We start from the raw sequence: 18,912 nt of genomic DNA, 5'->3' as shown, positions 1-18,912 counted from the left end.
CGACGGCATGAAAACATGAGAAGTCAGAACCGTTGATCATTCGACAGCGGTCAAGTGAGGCACTTTGAAAAAAGCATTGTTTAAAGATGGAATGGTGACGCACCGCGCTGCGTTTACGCGTCTTATAACAAGCTTGAGCTGTGTCTCGGTTCTCACGTTCGCTACAGTTGGAAATGTTTACGCACTCGATTCAAATAAGAGTGCCGATGCTATGGCCGCCGTCAACCAGATGGCAAACGTCACACCTCAGCAGGCTCTGAAGGAAGGGGCCCGCGCTTATTATTCCGGTGAAAAAGACAAGGCACTTTCTCCGCTTCGTTACGCTGCTGAAAACGGGCAGGCCATGGCCGCCTGGAAACTCGGCAGAATGTACGCGCAGGGAGATGGTGTGCCAGAAGATGATCTTCAGGCATTCCAGTACTTTTCTCAGGTCGTGCGCGAGTACTCTTCCGATGGTCCCAACGCGCGTTCCGCTCCATTTGTGGCAAGCGCACTCGTTGAACTGGGCCGCTACTTCCTGACAGGCATTGGCGATACCCCAGTCAAGCAGAACACCTATAAGGCACGTGAGGTCTTCACCTACGCCGCGTCTTACTTCGGTGATGCAGACGCACAGTACAATCTCGGCCTTATGTATCTGGATGACAAACTTCCCGATCATGACCGCCGTCTCGCGGCGCGTTGGCTCAAACTGGCTGCGGTAAAAGGACATGTGGGCGCACAGGCTAAATTCGGCGAACTTCTTTATTTTACAGAAGAGCTCACCACAGCACGCATAACCGGTCTGAAGTGGATGACTTTGGCGCGCAGGCAGATTGTCGGCGGTGCCAATGACACCTGGATCGTCACGCTGCACGAGAAAGCATTTTCTCTGGCCTCTGAAAAAGAGCGCCGCAAATCCGCTGAATGGGCTGATGAATGGCTCGCAAAACGCGGTCACGTGGTTGCTTCCAGCAACTAATCCACGTCCTTCCTGTATTTTCTTCTAAATATGACTTGACCACTCAGGTTATTTCTGCGATTTAAATCATGAGTTCAATATTCAAGTTTTGTTATTGACCTCTGTTTGGCGATTGTAGACCCCGATGCGGGTCTCTGGAATGTACTTGGGGTGAGTCTTTTGGCTCACCCTCTTTTTTTGCCTGAACCCCGCAGAAAAGCTAAAATTTTCACAGTCTTCACGCATATTGTTTAAGCCCCTGAAATTTCAGCCTTTTCAACAGCTGGAAGCTGATTTCTCATTTTTCACGCATGATTTGGGAAAAACTACAAAACGCTATTGCCAAGCTTTAAAACTCTGCCTATATACCTGCCTCAACAAGACGCCACGGGGCGTCACGTTGATGAGTAACGGAGCATAGCGCAGCCTGGTAGCGCATCTGGTTTGGGACCAGAGGGTCGCAGGTTCGAATCCTGCTGCTCCGACCATTCATCAACCCGAGATAGATCGGAGCATAGCGCAGCCTGGTAGCGCATCTGGTTTGGGACCAGAGGGTCGCAGGTTCGAATCCTGCTGCTCCGACCATCTATCGACCCGAAGATTAGTTCGGAGCATAGCGCAGCCTGGTAGCGCATCTGGTTTGGGACCAGAGGGTCGCAGGTTCGAATCCTGCTGCTCCGACCATCTTCTCTTTCTCTCTTAAAATTTAAGACTGAAACGGCACGGATCACTTCCGTGTTTTTTGTGTTTGCACCATGCTTTCAGAGGCTGTGAGCTCATCAGGCAAGCCGAAACTTTCTCATACAATCAAAGATCTTTAGGCTGGAGCGGCAGCCTACTCGCAGGCCTCTCTAGTTGCGTTCGCAGGCCCATATAGCAAAGGTTGCGCGAAGAGCTTCAAGCGGGCGCTACAGGCGGTTCTATGCGCCTCATAAAGAGCATTCAGCTTGGTGATGAGGGAAGGGCGCTGGCGCAATAAAAAAGCCCAGAGGCGTAAACCTCCGGGCTTTTGAAATCTTGTGTTGTTCGGCTCTTCTTAGAAGATGAAGAGGTCCACAACGAAGAACATGCAAGCAGACAGGATCGCTGCCAGCGGCACGGTGATAACCCATGCAGCAATGATGGTCATGAAGTGCGAGCGGCGAACCAGCATACGGCGCTTCTCGTCTTCCTTGACGCGATTCTGCTTGAAGGTCTCCATGCCGGTGCTCTGCTTTACGAAAGCAATGCGACGCTTGGACTTCATGGTGTACCATTCACGGAAGAAACCAACACCGAAGATCGCACCCACAGCAATGTGAGTGGAGCTCACAGGCAGGCCGAGCCAGCTTGCAAAGATCACGGTGATCGCAGCGGACAGGGACACACAGTAAGCGCGCATTGGGTTCAGCTTGGTGATCTTCTCGCCAACCATGCGGATCAGCTTAGGACCAAACAGCATCAGGCCGAAGGAAATACCAAACGCACCGATCAGCATCACCCACAGAGGGATCGCAACAGCTTTCGCAATACCACCTTCCTGAATGGTGTGCACGATTGCAGAGAGTGGACCAATCGCGTTCGCAACGTCGTTTGCGCCATGCGCAAATGAGAGAAGCGCAGCAGAGAAAATCAGAGGCCAGCGGAACAGCGTACGCAGAGACTGGTTGCGGTTCTCCATGCCTTCAGACTGCTTGCGGATCAGTGGGCGACAAACCAGCAGTGCGATAACAAACGCAGCTGCACCAATCAGAAGAGCGATCTCGATGTCGATCTTGACGATCTTCTTCAGGCCCTTCATCGCCAGGTAGGTCGCAAATGCACCTGCCATAATTGCGATCAACAACGGCACCCAGCGGCGCGCAGCAGCGATTTTATCGTGCTGGTAAATGATGAAGCTTTTGATGAAGGCCAGGAACAGTGCAGCAATAATACCGCCCAGAACCGGAGAGATAACCCAGCTGGCCGCGATACCGGCCATAGTGCCCCAGCTTACAGAGCTGAAACCAGCAGCAGCAATGCCGCCACCCATCACGCCCCCAACAATGGAGTGAGTGGTGGAAACAGGTGCGCCGATCCAGGTCGCAAGGTTCAGCCAGATTGCAGCGGAAATCAGCGCCGCCAGCATCAGCTTTACAAAGTCGGTGTAGTCACCAACCTGACTTGCGTCGATAATGCCCTTGGAAACCGTTTTGACAACGTCACCACCGGCAATCAAAGCGCCAGCACTCTCAAAGATAGCGGCCAGCAGCAGAGCGCCGCCGATTGTGAGAGCTTTGGAGCCCACGGAAGGGCCCACATTGTTTGCCACATCGTTTGCGCCGATGTTGATCGCCAGATAGGCGCCAATACCAGCTGCAGCAACAATAATAATAGCGTTTGGTTGGTCAGAGACATAAAAACCAGCCATCGCCATAGCGAACATTAGAAAAACAAATGCGACCGCAGGAGCAACCAATGGCCGTGCCATTGCGTTGCCGGCCAGCTCTAGCCTGGAAAACTTTTCTAAGTCTTTGTCTAGAGTAGGCTTTTTTCTAAGGTTAGACATGCTGTATACTTTTTTCGCCGCGTCTTCTTCGCGTAGTTTCTCATGCACCGCGCAGCAAGCATCATACCCACTGCAATTTGGCACCCAACCCCTCATCATCCGATAAGGACAGGTGAGTGCATGTCATTTAGTGTGGCATCTTTGCCTTCAAATGAGCCTGCGCCGGAAACATTTCTCGAGGAACTTTGTGTATTAAAGCTACCTGCAAGCGCTTTTATTTCCGGTGAACGCTCAGTTCGCGCGCAAACTAGTTTTTGCGCCGGTATATTTCAAGTTAAAAATACCTATAAACTTTGGAGAAGTAACTAGTCACAGATATTTCACAAAAATTTCGCACTACCTTCACTCAAAATGGCTCAGCGTCAAGTCCAATAATACTGAAGTCAAAACCGCAAATATTGCACCTATGAGCGCAATTATTGCACTTGCTGCCGCAATGAGTGCATCTATAGTTATTTACTAAGAGAAATCGGTATAGGTTTACCAAGTGCATTGACACCAATGGCATAATTGGAGAAGAAACAGGAAAACTGGTATTTCGCCTTGGAAAACGCGTTTCCGATTCCGATGCGAGCAAGAGAGGTGACATGGTAGCTAGAATCTACAATCCAGCCAAAACGGCCATGCAGTCCGGAACCGCCAAGACCAACAACTGGGTGCTGGAGTTTGATCCGCAGTCTCCAAAGTCCATCGATCCGCTCATGGGCTACACATCTTCCGGCGACATGAAGCAGCAGGTGAAGCTGAAATTCTCCTCCAAGGAAGAAGCGGTCGCATATGCTAGCCGCAACAACATTCAGTACCGTGTTGACGAAGAGGCCAAGCGCAAGCACCGCCGCGCATCTTATTCAGATAATTTCCGTTTTGACAGATTATCTCCGTGGACACATTAAGTTTCGCCATTGAGATTATTCTCTAACGGCCTTATGAAACATCTCACGCAAGGGGCGAGCTGATCGCCCCGAGCCAAAGCGGTCCCTTAGCTCAGCTGGATAGAGCACCGGCCTTCTAAGCCGACGGTCGCAGGTTCGAATCCTGCAGGGATCGCCACTTTTCTCTCCCCAAAAATCAAGCAGCAGCTACACACATTGCCATCAATGGCGATGTGGAAACGACTTTCTCCGTTTTTGCGCCTAAAGAGTAAATTCGTCTCATCAGTTGAGCAGTGCAGCTTTGTATTCCACGATTGTAAAGCTCTTTGAAATCTGCAGTTTTGAACCTGTCAAAACCCCAGCAAAACTGAAGGGATATAAGGTGTTCAATCCGCCGCAGTTTTAATAAATTCCTCTAATAGATCATTGTGCATGCCACATTTTTGCTGTATTTGACGGCAAAACACGCCCTAGGGGAAATCAACGAGTTGAACTGCGTGCAAAATTCATCAGAAATCCGTACTAACTGGACACGTGAAGAGGCTGAAGCCCTTTACAACCTGCCGTTTAATGACCTGCTGTTTAAAGCTCATTGCGTTCATCGCGAGCATTTTGACCCCAACGAGGTCCAGCAGAGCCAGCTCTTGAGCATCAAGACAGGCGGCTGCCCGGAAGATTGTGCTTATTGCAGTCAGTCCGCTCGCAACAACACCGAGCTTTCCGCTTCAAAGATGCTTGAAGTGCAAATGGTGCTTGAAGAAGCCAAGAAGGCGAAGGAAAGCGGCGCAACCCGTTATTGCATGGGGGCCGCCTGGCGTTCTCCAAAAGACCGCGACATGCGCGCCATCGAAATGATGGTGGAAGGCGTCAAAGAGCTCGGCATGGAAAGCTGCATGACACTTGGCATGCTGACCCCTGAGCAAATCCTGCGCCTGAAAGATGCCGGGTTGGACTATTACAACCACAACATCGATACCTCAGAGCGCTACTACAGCGAGATCATTACAACCCGTAAGTTCTCCGACCGTATCGACACCCTCAACCTGGTGAAGGAAGCGGGCATCAAAGTATGTTCCGGTGGCATCGTCGGCATGGGCGAGAAGGATATGGATCGCCTCGACATGCTGGTGTCTCTTGCCACATTGGACGAACATCCGGACAGCGTGCCGATCAACATGCTTATCCCGATTGAGGGCACGCCGCTTCAGGATGCTGAGCCGGTTGATCCGATCGACTTCGTTCGTCTGATCGCTGTTGCCCGCATCATGATGCCAAAATCCCACGTGCGCCTGTCCGCAGGCCGTACGGAAATGTCTGATGAAACGCAGGCGATGAGTTTCTTTGCGGGTGCAAACTCCATCTTCAAAGGCGACACGCTGCTCACCACAGACAACCCTGAAGACTCCAAGGACGCAGCTCTGTTCAAACGCCTTGGCATCCGCCCAATGGGGCTGAAGAGCTGTGCGGCTGCCCATGAGCCTGCTGAATAAGCATCAGGGTGCGCTGGAGCGTCTGGCGGAACGGGGGAGATCCCGTTCCCTGCTCAAAGCGCATGGCTGCGATTTCTCATCCAACGATTATCTGGCGCTGACAACAGCGCCAGAATTGCGTTTGGCAGCAGAAAATGCACTGCAACGTGGCGTTGGCATGGGAGCAGGCGGCTCCCGTCTGCTGCGCGGCAATGATCCTGAGCATGAGGCACTGGAAGAAGAAGCCGCCAAGCTCTTTGGGGCTGAGCGGACCCTGTTCTTCGGCGGCGGCTACAACGCCAATCTGGCCATGTTCTCCACGCTTCCTCAAAATGGCGATCTGGTGCTGCACGACAGCCTGATCCACGCCAGTGCGCATGATGGCATTAAGCTGGGCTCAGCTCAGTCCATGGCCTTCCGCCACAATCAGGTGGACGACGCGCAGGACCGTATCAGGCAATGGCGCGAGCAGGGTGGCACTGGTCGTATCTGGTTGGCCTGCGAAAGCCTTTACAGCATGGATGGTGATCAGGCGCCTATCAGGGAACTGGTAGAGCTTGCCGATCAGCACGACGCCTTCCTGCTGGTTGATGAGGCCCATGCGACTGGCGTCCTGGGCAAGGGGGGTCGAGGTCTGGCAGCTGAGTTTGAAGGCCGTGAAAACGTTATTTCACTGCACACCTGTGGCAAAGCACTGGGCGCATCCGGCGCTCTGGTCTGCGGTCCATCGGTCATGATCGATTATCTCATCAATCGCGCCCGCGCATTCATCTACGCTACGGCGCCATCTCCTCTGGTCGCTGCCATCGTCCGTGCGTCTTTGCAACTGGTGCAGAACCAGCCGCAGCGCCGTGAACAACTGGCCGATTTAGTCGCCCACGCAAACGCAGAGATGGAACGTCTGTGCGGTCAAAAGGGCAGCGGAACGCATATTCTGCCGTTCCTGATTGGCGATGACAAACGCACCATGCGCATCGCGAAGGCCCTGCAGGAAACCGGCTACGACATCCGCGGCATTCGCCCGCCAACCGTTCCGCGTGGCACCTCCCGACTACGTATTGCTTTGACCTTGCATGGCAGCGAGGCTGATGTATCCAGCATGTTTGAAGTGCTTGCAGAAGAAATGGATCTGGTTCCGTCATGACACAACCAATCATCATTACTGGTACAGACACCGGCATCGGCAAAACAATCTTTTCTGCAGCGCTGACTCAGGCTCTTTCCGCCACCTACTGGAAACCTGTCCAGTCTGGCCTGGAAGAAGAAACAGATACGCAGGCTGTCACACGCCTCACAGGCTGTACGGCTTTGCCCGAAACATATCGCTTGCAAATTCCGGCATCTCCGCACTTTTCTGCAGAGGAAGAAGGCGTCCTGATTGATGTCGAGAACCTGACTATACCAGCAGTTGATGGTCCTCTGGTGGTTGAAGGGGCAGGCGGCCTTATGGTCCCGCTCACCCGCGAGACGCTCTACATCGACCTTTTCAAAAAGTGGCAGGCACCCATTGTGCTGTGCGCCCGCACCGGTCTTGGCACCATCAATCACAGCCTGCTTTCCATTGAGGCGCTGCGAGCCCGTGGCTGCAATCTGCTCGGCATCGTATTCATTGGCGATGAAGTGGCAGATTCTGAGCGCACCATCGCAGAATACGCAGGCGTCAAAAAACTTGGCCGCTTGCCGCTGCTGAAAGACATCACCCCAGAAACAATAAGAACAGCGTTTGCTGAGAACTTCCGTCTGGAAGATTTTCGCGCGCAAACCGGGGAGACCGCTTAATGTCCAAGAGCTCACCGATTTGGCATCCGTTCACCCAGCACGCTGTGCTGCAGGAAATGACCAAGATTACTGGCGGTTCCGGTGCTTACCTGACCAAGGCTGACGGCGAAAAACTGTTAGATGCCATCGCATCCTGGTGGGTCGTCACCCACGGTCACTGCCATCCGCACGTCATAGGCGCCATCAAAGAGCAGGCCGATAAGCTGGATCAGGTGATCTTCGCTGGTCACACCCACGAACCAGCTGAACGTCTGGCCCAGCAACTGCTGAACTGCACGCCAGATGGGCTGGATTACGTGTTCTTCTCCGACAGCGGTTCCACCAGTGTGGAAGTAGCGCTGAAGATGGCACTCGGCTATTGGCATCATCTGGGCGAGAACCGCCAGCGCATCATCGTGATGGAAAACAGCTATCACGGCGACACCATCGGCACCATGTCTGTTGGTGAGCGTGGGGTGTTCAACCAGCCCTATAACCCGCTGCTGTTTGATGTGGCCAAAGTGCCGTTCCCGTCTGCGGGCAATGAGCAAGCCACAATCGACGAGCTCGAAAAGCTCTGCGCTCAAGGCGATGTCGCTGCCTTTATTGTCGAACCGCTGGTTCTGGGCGCAGGTGGCATGCTCATGTACTCCGCAGAAACGCTGCGAGCGCTTTATGAGACCTGCAAAAAGCACAACACTCTGTTTATTGCCGATGAAGTGATGACCGGCTGGGGCCGTACCGGCAAATTGTTCGCCTGTGAGCATGCCCAGATCACACCAGACATCGCGTGCTATTCCAAGGGCCTGACCGGCGGGTCTCTGCCACTTGCGGTCACCATGTGCTCCTCAAAGATCTATGATGAGCATTATTCGACAGACAGAAGCAAAACCTTCTTCCATTCCAGCTCCTACACGGCCAACCCGATTGCGTGCGCCGCAGCAGTGGCCAATCTGGAGATCTGGGAGAACGAACCTGTCTACGAGCGCATTGAAAAGCTCATTGAAATGCAGGCAGCAGGTCTGGCGCGCTTTAAGGATGACGACCGCTTCACCAACATCCGCCAAACCGGCACCATCGCTGCAATGGATATCAACGTGAAGGATCACGGTTATCTGTCCGATGTTGGTCCGCGCCTCTATGAGTTCTTCAAATCTAAGAACTTGCTTCTGCGTCCACTGGGCAACACGCTCTATTCCATGCCGCCTTACTGCGTAACGCAAGAGGATATCAACCGGATCTACGACGCAATTGCTGAGGCCGCTGATGAACTCCTGTAAGGATCGCGGTGGACTGATTGGTTTTGGGCACTACGCCCCGCAACGACGTGTAGCAAACGCAGAAATCGAGCAGGATCTGGGCCTTGAAGAGGGCTGGATTGAACGCCGCACCGGCATTCGCGCACGCCGCTATGTGGCGCCAGATCAGGCCCTGACAGACATCGCTCTGCCAGCTGCACAAATGGCCATCGAAGATTCCGGCATCGATCCGTCCAAGATCGGCCTGACACTGCTGGCTACCAGCACGCCGGATCACCTGCTGCCACCATCTGCTCCGCTGCTGGTGCACAAGCTCGGCCTGCCGAACTCTGGTGGCATCGATATGGCAGGTGCGTGCGCTGGGTTCCTCTATGCGCTGGCCATGGCTGATGCCTATGCCAAAACGCAGGGCATTGCTGTTCTGGTGGTCGCCGCCAACATCCTGAGCCGCCGTATCAACCCGGAAGAGCGTGCCAGCCGCGTGCTGTTTGCTGATGCAGCAGGTGCCGTTGTGGTGACACCACCAACGCAGGACGGGCAGGGCATCCTTGCTTCCGACCTCGCCTCAGATGGCGCTTACTACGATCTCATCAAGATCTCAGGTGGCGGCAGCCGCAATCCGTACCGACCGGATATGGACCCCAACGAATACCTGATGAGCCTGAAAGGCGGTCAGACCGTATTCGCCAAAGCGGTGAACACCCTCACAGACTCTGCCATGAAGATTCTGGACAAGGCCGGGTTGAAACCATCTGATGTGGACCACTGGGCACCCCATCAGGCCAACGCACGGATCATTCAGGCTGTCGGAACCAATCTTGGAATAAACACCGACAAGACACTGATGACTCTGGGTGAGTATGGCAACAGCTCCGCGGCAACGATCCCATTCAGCCTGTCCAAATGCCGCGAGGAACGCAGCTATAAGCCCGGTGACAAGCTGTTACTGTCTGCCATCGGCGCCGGTTTCGTCAGTGGCTCATTGCTGATCGGCATGTAACAAGGGGCGCCCACTCGCGGTGGAAAAACGAGCGGGCGCTGGCGCATTAAACCGCAGCTATTTTGATGCGCTGTCCAGATAAGCCAGCAGGTTTTCAATATCTGCTGGCTTCTTCAGGCCCGCAAAGGCCATACGGTTCTTCGGGATGAATTTCTTCGGCTTGGCGAGAAACTCGGTCAGGCTCTCCGCATCCCAGGTCACATCCGCATTCGCCATGGCTTTGGAATACTTGAAGCCCTCAACAGCACCAGCTTGGCTGCCGATCACGCCATAAAGGCTCGGCCCGACCTTGTTCTGGCCTTCCTTCACGCTGTGGCAGGCTCTGCACTTCTTAAAAACCTTCTTGCCCGCTTTCACGTCACCTGCCAGCGCGACCTGAACCGGGGCCGCCACTGGTGCAGGCGCAGCAGCTGCCTGTTTGCCATCCGCATTCAAAACAAGGCGTAGGGTCACCGGCACAGTCCGCGTAATGCCGTTCAGTTTGGCAAGCACCTTCAGCTGATCAACGCCAGCATTCACGCCAGCCTCTTCTGTCCCCAAAAACAGCATGTCATTGGTGGTCGCCAGAACCTTGCCCTCAGAAATCCGGGCCACAAACACTTCCGTCTCCAGCGGAACCTCGGTTCCCAGCAGGTTCAGCGTGGCTTCCAAATCAACGACGGTTGTCTCACCCACACCAAGCTTGTTCAGCTCTGCCATATCCAGCTGCGCTGTCAGATCAGCCGCACCAATGCTTTGAAACACAATCTGGCGCATACGCTCGTTGCGGATATCGATGTTGGTTTCAACTGATCCCAGATCAATTGCCAGCTGCAGCTTGCCGTCCTCAGACACCGTGCCGGAAAGCTTCTCAAAGCTGTTCACCTCGCCAACGGAGTTCTTCTTAATTGTGCCGTAGGAAAGACGCGAGCTGTCACTGTCGACAGTCCAGCTCTGTGCAAGAGCGCTGCCGGACAACAATAAAAGCATCGCGGAGGTGCGGAAAAAGGATTTTACCATAGGTATGTCGCCTTCGTGATTTGATGTGATTGACGATTTTTGGTTGCTATCAAATGGGAAACACACGACAGCTGGCTTTTATTCGATGCATTTTGGAAAAAAATATCCGAAGCGTTTTCAGGGGGATCTGATCACAGTGATACCAAGGCTCTGGCGCTTTGCGCTATCGCTGGCCGGGCAAAAGGATCTGGCCGACGATCTGGTGCAGGCCACATGCCTGCGCGCGCTGGAAAGGGAAAGCCAGTTCAAGGCCGGATCAAACTTTGCCGCCTGGACGATGACTATCTGCCGGTCCATCTGGCTCAACGAAATGCGCAGCCAGCACTTGAGGAAGACCGGACAGCTCGATGCAGCCGTCGAATCTGGCCTTATTGACCCATCGCCATCTCCAGAAACGAATATTTTCGCCGCTGAAGTGTTTAAGCAAGTGATGCAGCTGCCAGAAGGTCAGCGTTCTGTGGTGGAACTTGTCTTTGTAGAGCAATTCACCTATCGCGAAGCAGCCGCAATTTTGGGTATTCCTATTGGGACGGTCATGAGTCGATTATCTGCTGCCCGCAAAACACTGGCACCTTTGCAACAGGATCACGCCAACCAGACGAAGAAAGGAGAGCTGGCATGACATACACCGATGCACAACTGCGTTCCTATCTCGCTGGTTCAGCGGAAGCCTCTCTGATACAGCAGATCGAGGCTGATCTGGAAACCGACCCGATCCTTGAGCAACGCCTTCTGGCTCTGGAAGGCCTGATCCCAGTCGTCCAGCACGGCTTTGCAGATCAACCAGCTCCGGAACACCTGAAGGAACTGGAAGAGAAAATCTTTGAAGATACCGCCAGTGAACAAGTCCCGGCCACACCGTTCTATCGCCAATGGGGCGCACGCGCAGCAACGCTTGCAGCAGGCCTTGTGATCGGCACTGGCATGATGATCTGGGCGGATGACGCACCTGACTGGCGCCAGGAAGTTGCCAGCTATCAGGCCCTTTATGTCAAAGACACCATCGCCTCTCTCAACCGCTCAGAAGACGAACTAAAGCAGGAGCTTGCCATAGCCTCTGCCGCAGTGGGCCAGCAGCTTAACCTGAGCGATTTGACGGACCTGCAAGGCCTGAAACTGCTCAGAACTCAGATCCTCGGCCATGAAGGGGCTCCGCTGATCCAGATCGTCTTCGCTGATCCAAACGGCGCTCCCATCGCATTCTGCATCCTGAAAGACACCGGCGCATCAGATACTGCCATGCACTCCGATAATCTGAAAGGCATGGCCGCCGCCGACTGGACCGGCAATGGCTACCGCTATCTGGTCATAGGCGGCGATAACCAGAACCGCATCGACACCGTGGCCCAGCAAATCCACTCCCGCGTTCTGTAGGTCATCTAAGCACTTATCTTTCTGTCAGTATCTTCAAGAGCCCCTGCATTGCCACGGGTTCTTATGATAAGTCTTCGGGATTGCCGATCAGGATGTTGTTTTATGAAGACTTACAATGAGATTGAAGCGGAAAATCAGGAAGAACTGGCCAGTCGTGCCTGGTTTCACCTGATGCGGGCTCATCGCTACCTCTACCCAAGATTTGAGCGGAGCTTGCGTGACTACGGCATTGATAATCCGGTCTGGTACGAGATCATGCTGGAGATTGAACGGGCAGGAGAGCAGGGCGCAAAGGCCGCTGATTTGCAGGACAAGCTCTATATGGCCCAGTTCACCATGTCGCGCCATATCTCACGGATGGAAAAGAAGGGCTTGGTGGAGCGTCACCCCGATAAAGAAGATGGCCGCGCACATCTGATCTTCCTGACGAAGAAGGGAGCAGACGTCAACAAAGAGCTCTGGCCCCATTACTTCCGCACTATTCAAAAGGAAGTCGGCGCCCATCTCAGTAAGGATGAGGCCTTTACGCTCTTCAAACTGCTGACGAAGATCTACTCATAAAAAAAGGGCCGCTCAGCAGCGGCCCAAATTCATTTTAAAATCTGTAGTTCGCCGTGAGGCTGAAGGACCGGCCTGGTTCTTTCAGAGTGTTCACTGTCTGATAGTCGCCACCATAGGTGCCACGGTCTGAGTAATCTTCATCAAAGATATTATTCGCTTCAAAGCGTAGCTTCAGGCCGTCAATCTGTTCAGGTTGATACTCTGCGAACAACCCAACAACTGCGTAACCGTCTATCGTTCTGTTGGAGTCGCTAGATCCGGTGTCATAATCCAATGCAGCCTGAACATCTCCGCCAACGGTCAGATCATAGTTTTCCAATTTATGAGAGACATTGAATGCGATGACTTGTCCAAGTGGTGCGGCAAAATCCGTTGCAAGATCGGAGGAAGCCGCATCACTATCAACTTCCACACGTGTGTTGGAATAGGTGATTTTTGCTGCACCTGAGCTCCATTTGTAGCCTGCAGCTAAGTTGAAACCTTCGGTAAGAACGTCGACATTTTCGACTTTGGACCGGGCATCACTAATGTCAGTCCTGAAAACTTCGCCTGAAAGCAAGAAGCCGGACCGTTCAAATTCAAAACCCGTGGTTATATTGTGAGAACGTGATGGTTTGATACCGGAGTAATCCCAGGACGCATCGAAGACATAGTTGTCTTCCAGCGCGATCCCACCGAAAACAGTGGCATAACCGGCTTTAAGTTTGAGACCTTCCAGGATTTCATAGGATGCAGACCCGTTACCGCTGAGCCCTGTTACAGAAGTATCAAAATCTCCAAGACCTTCAAACCGCTGATGATCAACACGTAAGCCTGCTGAGAGCTTTAATGCTGACAATGGTGTCCACCGGACTTGCCCGAAGCCGCCAAAGTTATTGGCAACCTCTTCTAAATCAGAGGACGGACCTTCATAGTTCGCCGTTTTTCTGTAAAAATCGAAGCCCGTTGTAAAACCAATATCTTCACTAAAATGGAAAGTGTTTGCGACTTTTCCGTTTAGTGTGTTGGAGGTGCCTTTACTTCCATATGGCACAGGCACGTCAATGTTATTCTCGCTAAAGCCTAAAACCACCTCAGGATCATAAAGATCAGTTGGTTCCAGATGTTCATAACGGAATGAGAAGCTTTTACGCGTGGTGTCATACAACCTGATAGTATCATTAGGTTTATTAGTTAGCGATCCAAAGTTAGCTCGATAAGGCCGCTCTTCCTTGTCCTTCAGCATCATTCCGGAAACCTCAAATCGGTGTCCGGTGTCTGAAGTGTAACCGCCTTTGAGAAGGCCGGTTTGCAGGTTTGCGCCGGTACCCGGGATTTCCCAGTCACCGCCGGAGGTGTAATCCTGTCCCTTGGCGTTCTTGGCAAAGGCGAGAATATCAAAACCGTTATGTTCAGCAAAACCGGTCAGGGCTTGAGAGAACGTGTTGCCGTTCGTGTCAACGCTCAGCGTGGCTTTGCCGCCCATGGTCTCACCATCTTCCAGCAAGTCCAGCGCATCGATCAGCTGAAAGGCGATAGAACCGCCCAGAGCATTTGGACCGGAATCTGCAGCCGCGATACCTGCGTCCACACGCACGGCACGCAACAAGGCTGGATCAATGGCATTGGCTGTCACATGGTGAAAGGCGCGGTTGTTCTGCATCGCCCCTTCAATGGTCATGTTCAGGTTGAGCGCGTCCACACCATTGACGAAGATCTTTTGGGCAATCGGAATACCGCCACCAACAGTCACTGAGGCGTCTTCAGCAAACACATCCCGCAGAGTGCCCATCTCCGCTGCTTCAATCGCCTGTCTGGAAACGTAGATTGAGGTGTTTCTGTCTGCAGCCACCGCAAAGCGGTCGTTGTTGAAACTGTAAACAACAACAGGATCCAGCTCCTCGCTGGCATCCACGCTATCTTGTGCTGCAGCCCCGGTAGAAAAATAAGCACCGTTTAAAACACAAACGGAAACAAGCAACCGCCACCGAAGTTTCTTCATTATGGTCCCCACCCACATATTGGCCGTATTACCTACGGCGAATCAAATATGAGAAAATCACTCATGTTTATTCACGTGGGTATATGGGAAGGAAATTATAGATGCAAGTGCATCTAAATAGACAAAATGGCACTGCAGATGGAGACAATCTCTATTCTTTATTTATATCAATATGTTAGTGGGTATTTTGCACTGAATTGCACCTGTGTGTATTTAGCAGTTTTTACAGGTACGAGCCGTAGCAGGCAGGCCAAAGGCACAAAAAAAGCCCCCACCAATCGCTTGGCAGGGGCTCATAAAAACAAAGAGGATTAAGCTTGGCGCTGACCCATCTGGTCGTCGAGTGTCAGCAGGTGCCAACGGTCATCTCCAGCTGCTTTGACCTGATCAAGAACGCGGCGGAACAGGTCTTCCTCTTCAATCTGTTCTTCCAGGAACCAATGCAGCATGTTTTGAGTGCCGTACTCTTTTTCCTCATGGGCAAGATCGAACAGAGCGTGGATCTGCTCTGTTACTTTTACTTCCATTTTCATAGCCAGTTCAATCGCAGCCTGAGCTGAATCAAATTCAACAGTCGGAGCGGAAATGCCTTCCAGCGTCACGCGGGAATCGCGCTTGACGATGAAGTCGTAGATACGCATGGCATGCTCAGTTTCTTCCTTGGAATGAAGGCGAAACCACTTTGCGAAGCCCGGCAGTTCGCAAGAGTCAAAATAGGCAGCCACAGCGAGATAAACGTAGGATGCGCTCAGCTCAGCATTGATCTGCTGGTTCAGGGCATCAGCAACTTTTGTGTTCAGTTTCATCACAATCTCCAATCAAAATTCGTGGAGACAGATTTGAAAAGCTACAAACTAATCGCCTTGACCAAAGTCAATTGCAACAGAATTATCTTAGCAATTGCAAGTGATTGGCAATTTCACAAATGCACTTGCGACGCATGTTTTTGCTCTCACGCCCGCCAGTTTTTCGGAGCAGAGCCATAGACCCGTTTAAACGCATTGCTGAAGCTGGACGGGCTGTTATAGCCAGCCATATACGCCGCTTCCGCAACCGTAATACCACCCTTGTTGATTGCTTGCCTTGCTTTTTCCAGACGCTGTTTGCGGATGAAGTCGGAGACCGTCAGATTGTACTTTTCTTTGAAATGCCGCTGAATGCTGCGCTTACTGAGGCCCGTTTCTTTGGAAATCCGTTCAATGGAAAGATCCTCTCCCAGATGCTCCAGCAGGTACTCGCGAACCTTCAGGCCTTTGATCCGCAGTTTCGTGTCATCTTCCTGCGCTTCTGCTTGCACAGCCCCGCGCAAATGCGCACACGTTTGCGCCAGAAGCCCCAGAGCCTCCGCCTGTCGCTGCAAGCCACCAATCTCATCACAGTTCTCAGAGCTCATGGAAAGAACACGAGCAGCACATTCCACCATCTGCTCATCCGGTTGCCAGATGAAGTAGTTCAATTGCCCGTTCATGAAGCTGCGCAGCTCCTCAGAAAGAGCAGGGGACTCCAACCCAAGAGATCCAAACCAGTCCGGCTGTGCCGCTATGCCAACTTTGCGCAAAGAATGCCCGGCTTCACTCGGCCTCAAGCGCAGATTGGCACTCTTTTTCAGGTTAAAGAGCAGTGCCTGAGGTTTGGGTGCATCTCGACTGCCCGCATCCAGATCAAAATAGACATCATCAATGTAAAACTGCTGCTGTCCTTCCAGATAAATGAAGATCTGAAAAATGGGTGAGAGCTCCACCAGACTATCATGCGCATGATGCTCCATGGTCTCATCCAGAACTTTGACTCGAATCTGCTGCGCAATCTGCACCAAAAATGCCCCCTGACTTTTCATTGGCGCGCATGAAGATGTTTTTGGCGCACACGCCAATGCATTTCCAATCGACGAACACCCCCTCATAAATATATTATGAGTTTTGAAGTCAAGTTTAAAACTTCGTATGATTGAAGTTAGTCCAGCGCGACCTTCCAGCTAACCAACATCTCTGAATGAGGTGCCCAAAGTGCTTGTTATCCCCGCAGGCGCTCATGGTGCTGTGTTGCCGCGCGGACAGGATTGGAGAATGTCTCGATGACCAGCCGCGGCGTTGAAAAAGCACCTAAGAACGGCCTTTTCTGCAAAAAAACGCAAACCAACGCACTAAATCTCTTATTGATGTCAACGGCGCTGACCTGCTCAACAGCGGCTGTCGCGCAGGAGAATAACTTGCTGGATGAGGTGGTCGTCACAGCCTCAGCCTCTGAAGTGACCTACAAGAACGCTCCGGCCAGCATCTCGGTTATCACCGCAGAAGAGCTGGAAAATCAGGGCGCTAAGGATGTTCGTTCCCTGCTGGAAAGTGTGGAAGGCCTCACCTTCAACAGAGCGGGCAACCAGAGCAAGGTGCAGATCCGCGGCCTGAATGAGAATTACACGCTCTTCCTGATCGATGGAAAACGCGTCACCTCCGCCCCAAACGCTTTCCGCGGCAACGACTACGATTCCGGCTGGGTACCACTGGAAGCCGTCGAACGCATTGAAATCGTTCGCGGCCCCATGTCTTCGCTCTACGGTTCAGACGCCATTGGCGGTGTGGTCAACATCATCACCAAGAAGGAAACGGATGAGTGGCACGGCTCACTTACCACCGAATATACCCTTCAGGAAAACCGCAAATCCGGTGATTATGGCCGTACAGGCTTCAATCTCTCTGGGCCGTTGCTGAAGGACAAACTCTTCATGCGCACCTACGGCAGCTGGGATTTCCGCCGTCAAGATTCTGGCAGTCTGAACCCTGACTTGCCCAGTGGGCGGGCAAACCCCGGGTTCGCTCGTAGTGACAACAAGTATATCGATACAACTGTGACTTGGGATGTGAATGAAGAAAATTCTCTCGATTTTAACGGGGGTTACAGTAAACGACAGCACGATCTGACCACCCTAGACAGATACTCGGCGGGTATAACCCATCATGGTTCCTATGAGTTCGGTGAGACAGAATTGCGTGCTTTCGGTGACCGGATCGAAAACTCATATGGACACGGAAACACTTCGGGCAAGAATGAGCCAAACACCGCCTACAACTTTACGGGAGACGGTAAGGTCAGCTTTGATGCAGATTTCGTTGTCCCACAGTTCATTACCATTGGTGCCACCTATCAACATCAATCCTTGGAAGACAAGCATGTGCTAACTGGAGAGGGGGGCTCTTACAACTCTATCTGGCAAGCATCGACATTCTTGGAAGATCGTTTTGAGATTTCAGATAGTTTTGAAGTAACACTCGGCGGTCGCCTCGACAGACATGAAAAGTTTGGCTGGAATGTTAGTCCTCGCGTATATGGCGTTTATCATCTGACTGATGCGCTTACTTTCAAAGGTGGCTGGTCGTCTTCCTTCAAAGCCCCAACTTTGCTTCAGCTGTCTCCGGGCTGGCAGCAAATATCCTGCGGTGGTAACTGCTATCTAGTGGGCGCAGATGACCTGAACCCTGAAGTTGGAAGTAGTTTCGAAGCGGGTTTCAAATATGATGAAGTAAAATGGAGCGCTGGAGTTACCGGTTTTCATAATACAATCAAAGATATGATCCCATTTCCGCCTGCCAGAACTCCAGATGCGGTAGCGGCTAAAAACTTCTCAAATTATGTTGGCGAAACTCCCGATGGAAAGCCAATTTTTAAGTTTCAAAACATCGAAGAAGCACGAACAATGGGTATCGAGGCAAGTTTGACTGTTCGTCCGATCGACAAGCTAACAGTCTTTGCCAACTACACTTACTTAGATGCGAAAAACATAAGCGCTAATAATGCGCCATTGGCCTTTCAACCAAAACATTCAGCGAATATTAAGTTGGACTACGCATTTAGTGAAAAGTTGAGTTTTGCCTTATCTGCCAACTACGTAGGCGAGCAATATACTTGGATACCTGCAGACGGAAATACAACATTCGCCAGTAAAGTTGACGGATACATCACCGCCGACTTTAGCGGTCGTTATGATGTGAATGAAAACTTCACGCTTCGAGCTGGAGTTATGAACATCGCTGACAATCAAATTCTGAAAGAAGATAGCGATGCTTTCAACGTCGATGGCCGCCGCTACTTCATCTCCGGCACCACACGTTTCTAACGAGTTGGCACATTGAAACGGGAAGGTGGGCACAGCTCACCTTTTTCGCGTAAAGGCATAC

General features: G+C 52.2%; 16 protein-coding genes and 4 tRNA genes. 15 read left to right on the top strand and 5 right to left on the bottom strand.

All coding sequences use genetic code 11. The features are described from left to right. Nucleotides 1-211 precede the first annotated feature (211 nt). The 4 genes from PJE062_RS03260 to PJE062_RS03245 all read left to right on the top strand — a co-directional run bounded on the left by PJE062_RS03260 (nucleotide 212) and on the right by PJE062_RS03245 (nucleotide 1,624). Nucleotides 212-961 carry a tetratricopeptide repeat protein gene (locus PJE062_RS03260; RefSeq protein WP_008546711.1) on the top strand — a complete coding sequence of 250 codons (750 nt, stop codon included), beginning with the start codon at nucleotides 212-214 and terminating at the stop codon, nucleotides 959-961. 390 nt (nucleotides 962-1,351) lie between these two features. Beyond that, nucleotides 1,352-1,428 (top strand) — tRNA-Pro (locus PJE062_RS03255). Between the two features lie 20 nt (nucleotides 1,429-1,448). Further along, a tRNA-Pro gene (locus tag PJE062_RS03250) sits at nucleotides 1,449-1,525 on the top strand. Nucleotides 1,526-1,547: 22 nt separating this feature from the next. Then, nucleotides 1,548-1,624 (top strand) — tRNA-Pro (locus PJE062_RS03245). Between the two features lie 352 nt (nucleotides 1,625-1,976). Here the strand turns inward: PJE062_RS03245 and PJE062_RS03240 are convergent. Further along, nucleotides 1,977-3,467: an inorganic phosphate transporter gene (locus PJE062_RS03240; RefSeq protein ID WP_174519212.1), complete on the bottom strand. Its 1,491-nt coding sequence runs from the start codon at nucleotides 3,465-3,467 to the stop codon at nucleotides 1,977-1,979. A 587-nt stretch (nucleotides 3,468-4,054) separates the two neighbouring features. On the opposite strand from PJE062_RS03240, the gene PJE062_RS03235 reads away from it, so the two are divergent. The 7 genes from PJE062_RS03235 (at nucleotide 4,055) to PJE062_RS03205 (ending at nucleotide 9,825) form a co-directional block, all read left to right on the top strand. Continuing rightward, complete coding sequence (locus tag PJE062_RS03235) at nucleotides 4,055-4,360, top strand: ETC complex I subunit (RefSeq protein ID WP_008546405.1); 306 nt, start codon at nucleotides 4,055-4,057, stop codon at nucleotides 4,358-4,360. 80 nt (nucleotides 4,361-4,440) lie between these two features. Beyond that, nucleotides 4,441-4,517, top strand: a tRNA-Arg gene (locus PJE062_RS03230). A 310-nt stretch (nucleotides 4,518-4,827) separates the two neighbouring features. Continuing rightward, on the top strand, nucleotides 4,828-5,829 hold the full coding sequence (bioB, locus tag PJE062_RS03225) for a biotin synthase BioB (RefSeq protein ID WP_371256218.1): 1,002 nt from the start codon (nucleotides 4,828-4,830) through the stop codon (nucleotides 5,827-5,829). Beyond that, complete coding sequence (locus PJE062_RS03220; protein WP_008547138.1) at nucleotides 5,813-6,952, top strand: 8-amino-7-oxononanoate synthase; 1,140 nt, start codon at nucleotides 5,813-5,815, stop codon at nucleotides 6,950-6,952. The genes bioB and PJE062_RS03220 overlap by 17 nt, the downstream gene beginning before the upstream one ends. Next, nucleotides 6,949-7,587, top strand: a complete 639-nt coding sequence (bioD, locus tag PJE062_RS03215) for a dethiobiotin synthase (protein ID WP_008546757.1) — start codon at nucleotides 6,949-6,951, stop codon at nucleotides 7,585-7,587. Before PJE062_RS03220 ends, bioD begins: the two co-directional genes overlap by 4 nt. Next, a complete protein-coding gene (locus PJE062_RS03210) occupies nucleotides 7,587-8,846 on the top strand; it encodes an adenosylmethionine--8-amino-7-oxononanoate transaminase (RefSeq protein WP_008547277.1) in 1,260 nt (419 codons plus the stop codon). The genes bioD and PJE062_RS03210 overlap by 1 nt, the downstream gene beginning before the upstream one ends. Further along, nucleotides 8,833-9,825, top strand: coding sequence for a beta-ketoacyl-ACP synthase III (locus PJE062_RS03205; RefSeq protein WP_008546310.1), 993 nt, complete (start codon nucleotides 8,833-8,835; stop codon nucleotides 9,823-9,825). Before PJE062_RS03210 ends, PJE062_RS03205 begins: the two co-directional genes overlap by 14 nt. A 57-nt stretch (nucleotides 9,826-9,882) precedes the next feature. Here the strand turns inward: PJE062_RS03205 and PJE062_RS26840 are convergent, their stop codons facing one another. Further along, complete coding sequence (locus tag PJE062_RS26840) at nucleotides 9,883-10,824, bottom strand: cytochrome c family protein (protein WP_008546352.1); 942 nt, start codon at nucleotides 10,822-10,824, stop codon at nucleotides 9,883-9,885. 25 nt (nucleotides 10,825-10,849) lie between these two features. Here PJE062_RS26840 and PJE062_RS03195 point away from each other — a divergent pair, with 25 nt between their 5' ends. The 3 genes from PJE062_RS03195 (at nucleotide 10,850) to PJE062_RS03185 (ending at nucleotide 12,759) form a co-directional block, all read left to right on the top strand. Next, complete coding sequence (locus PJE062_RS03195; RefSeq protein WP_247643095.1) at nucleotides 10,850-11,446, top strand: RNA polymerase sigma factor; 597 nt, start codon at nucleotides 10,850-10,852, stop codon at nucleotides 11,444-11,446. Further along, complete coding sequence (locus tag PJE062_RS03190) at nucleotides 11,443-12,198, top strand: hypothetical protein (RefSeq protein ID WP_008546868.1); 756 nt, start codon at nucleotides 11,443-11,445, stop codon at nucleotides 12,196-12,198. Before PJE062_RS03195 ends, PJE062_RS03190 begins: the two co-directional genes overlap by 4 nt. Nucleotides 12,199-12,300: 102 nt before the next feature. Beyond that, nucleotides 12,301-12,759 (top strand): MarR family winged helix-turn-helix transcriptional regulator, encoded by a 459-nt coding sequence (locus PJE062_RS03185; protein WP_008547118.1) that lies wholly within the window; start codon nucleotides 12,301-12,303, stop codon nucleotides 12,757-12,759. Nucleotides 12,760-12,793: 34 nt separating this feature from the next. Here the strand turns inward: PJE062_RS03185 and PJE062_RS03180 are convergent, their stop codons facing one another. The 3 genes from PJE062_RS03180 to PJE062_RS03170 all read right to left on the bottom strand — a co-directional run bounded on the left by PJE062_RS03180 (nucleotide 12,794) and on the right by PJE062_RS03170 (nucleotide 16,553). Next, entirely contained in the window at nucleotides 12,794-14,740 is a 1,947-nt protein-coding gene (locus PJE062_RS03180; protein ID WP_008546541.1) for a TonB-dependent receptor domain-containing protein, read from the bottom strand. 311 nt (nucleotides 14,741-15,051) lie between these two features. After that, on the bottom strand, nucleotides 15,052-15,546 hold the full coding sequence (locus PJE062_RS03175) for a ferritin (RefSeq protein WP_008547124.1): 495 nt from the start codon (nucleotides 15,544-15,546) through the stop codon (nucleotides 15,052-15,054). A 146-nt stretch (nucleotides 15,547-15,692) separates the two neighbouring features. Next, the gene (locus PJE062_RS03170) at nucleotides 15,693-16,553 is read right to left on the bottom strand and encodes an AraC family transcriptional regulator (RefSeq protein WP_247643102.1); all 861 of its coding nucleotides are present in this window, start codon (nucleotides 16,551-16,553) and stop codon (nucleotides 15,693-15,695) included. A gap of 261 nt (nucleotides 16,554-16,814) precedes the next feature. Between PJE062_RS03170 and PJE062_RS03165 the strand changes: the two genes are divergently transcribed. Further along, nucleotides 16,815-18,851, top strand: a complete 2,037-nt coding sequence (locus PJE062_RS03165; RefSeq protein ID WP_008547245.1) for a TonB-dependent receptor domain-containing protein — start codon at nucleotides 16,815-16,817, stop codon at nucleotides 18,849-18,851. Nucleotides 18,852-18,912: the final 61 nt, after the last annotated feature.

This window comes from Pseudovibrio sp. JE062, from assembly GCF_000156235.1.
GTDB lineage: Bacteria > Pseudomonadota > Alphaproteobacteria > Rhizobiales > Stappiaceae > Pseudovibrio.
The sequence above is the reverse complement of the archived record's forward strand: the minus strand, read 5'-3'. Positions and strand labels throughout refer to the sequence as shown.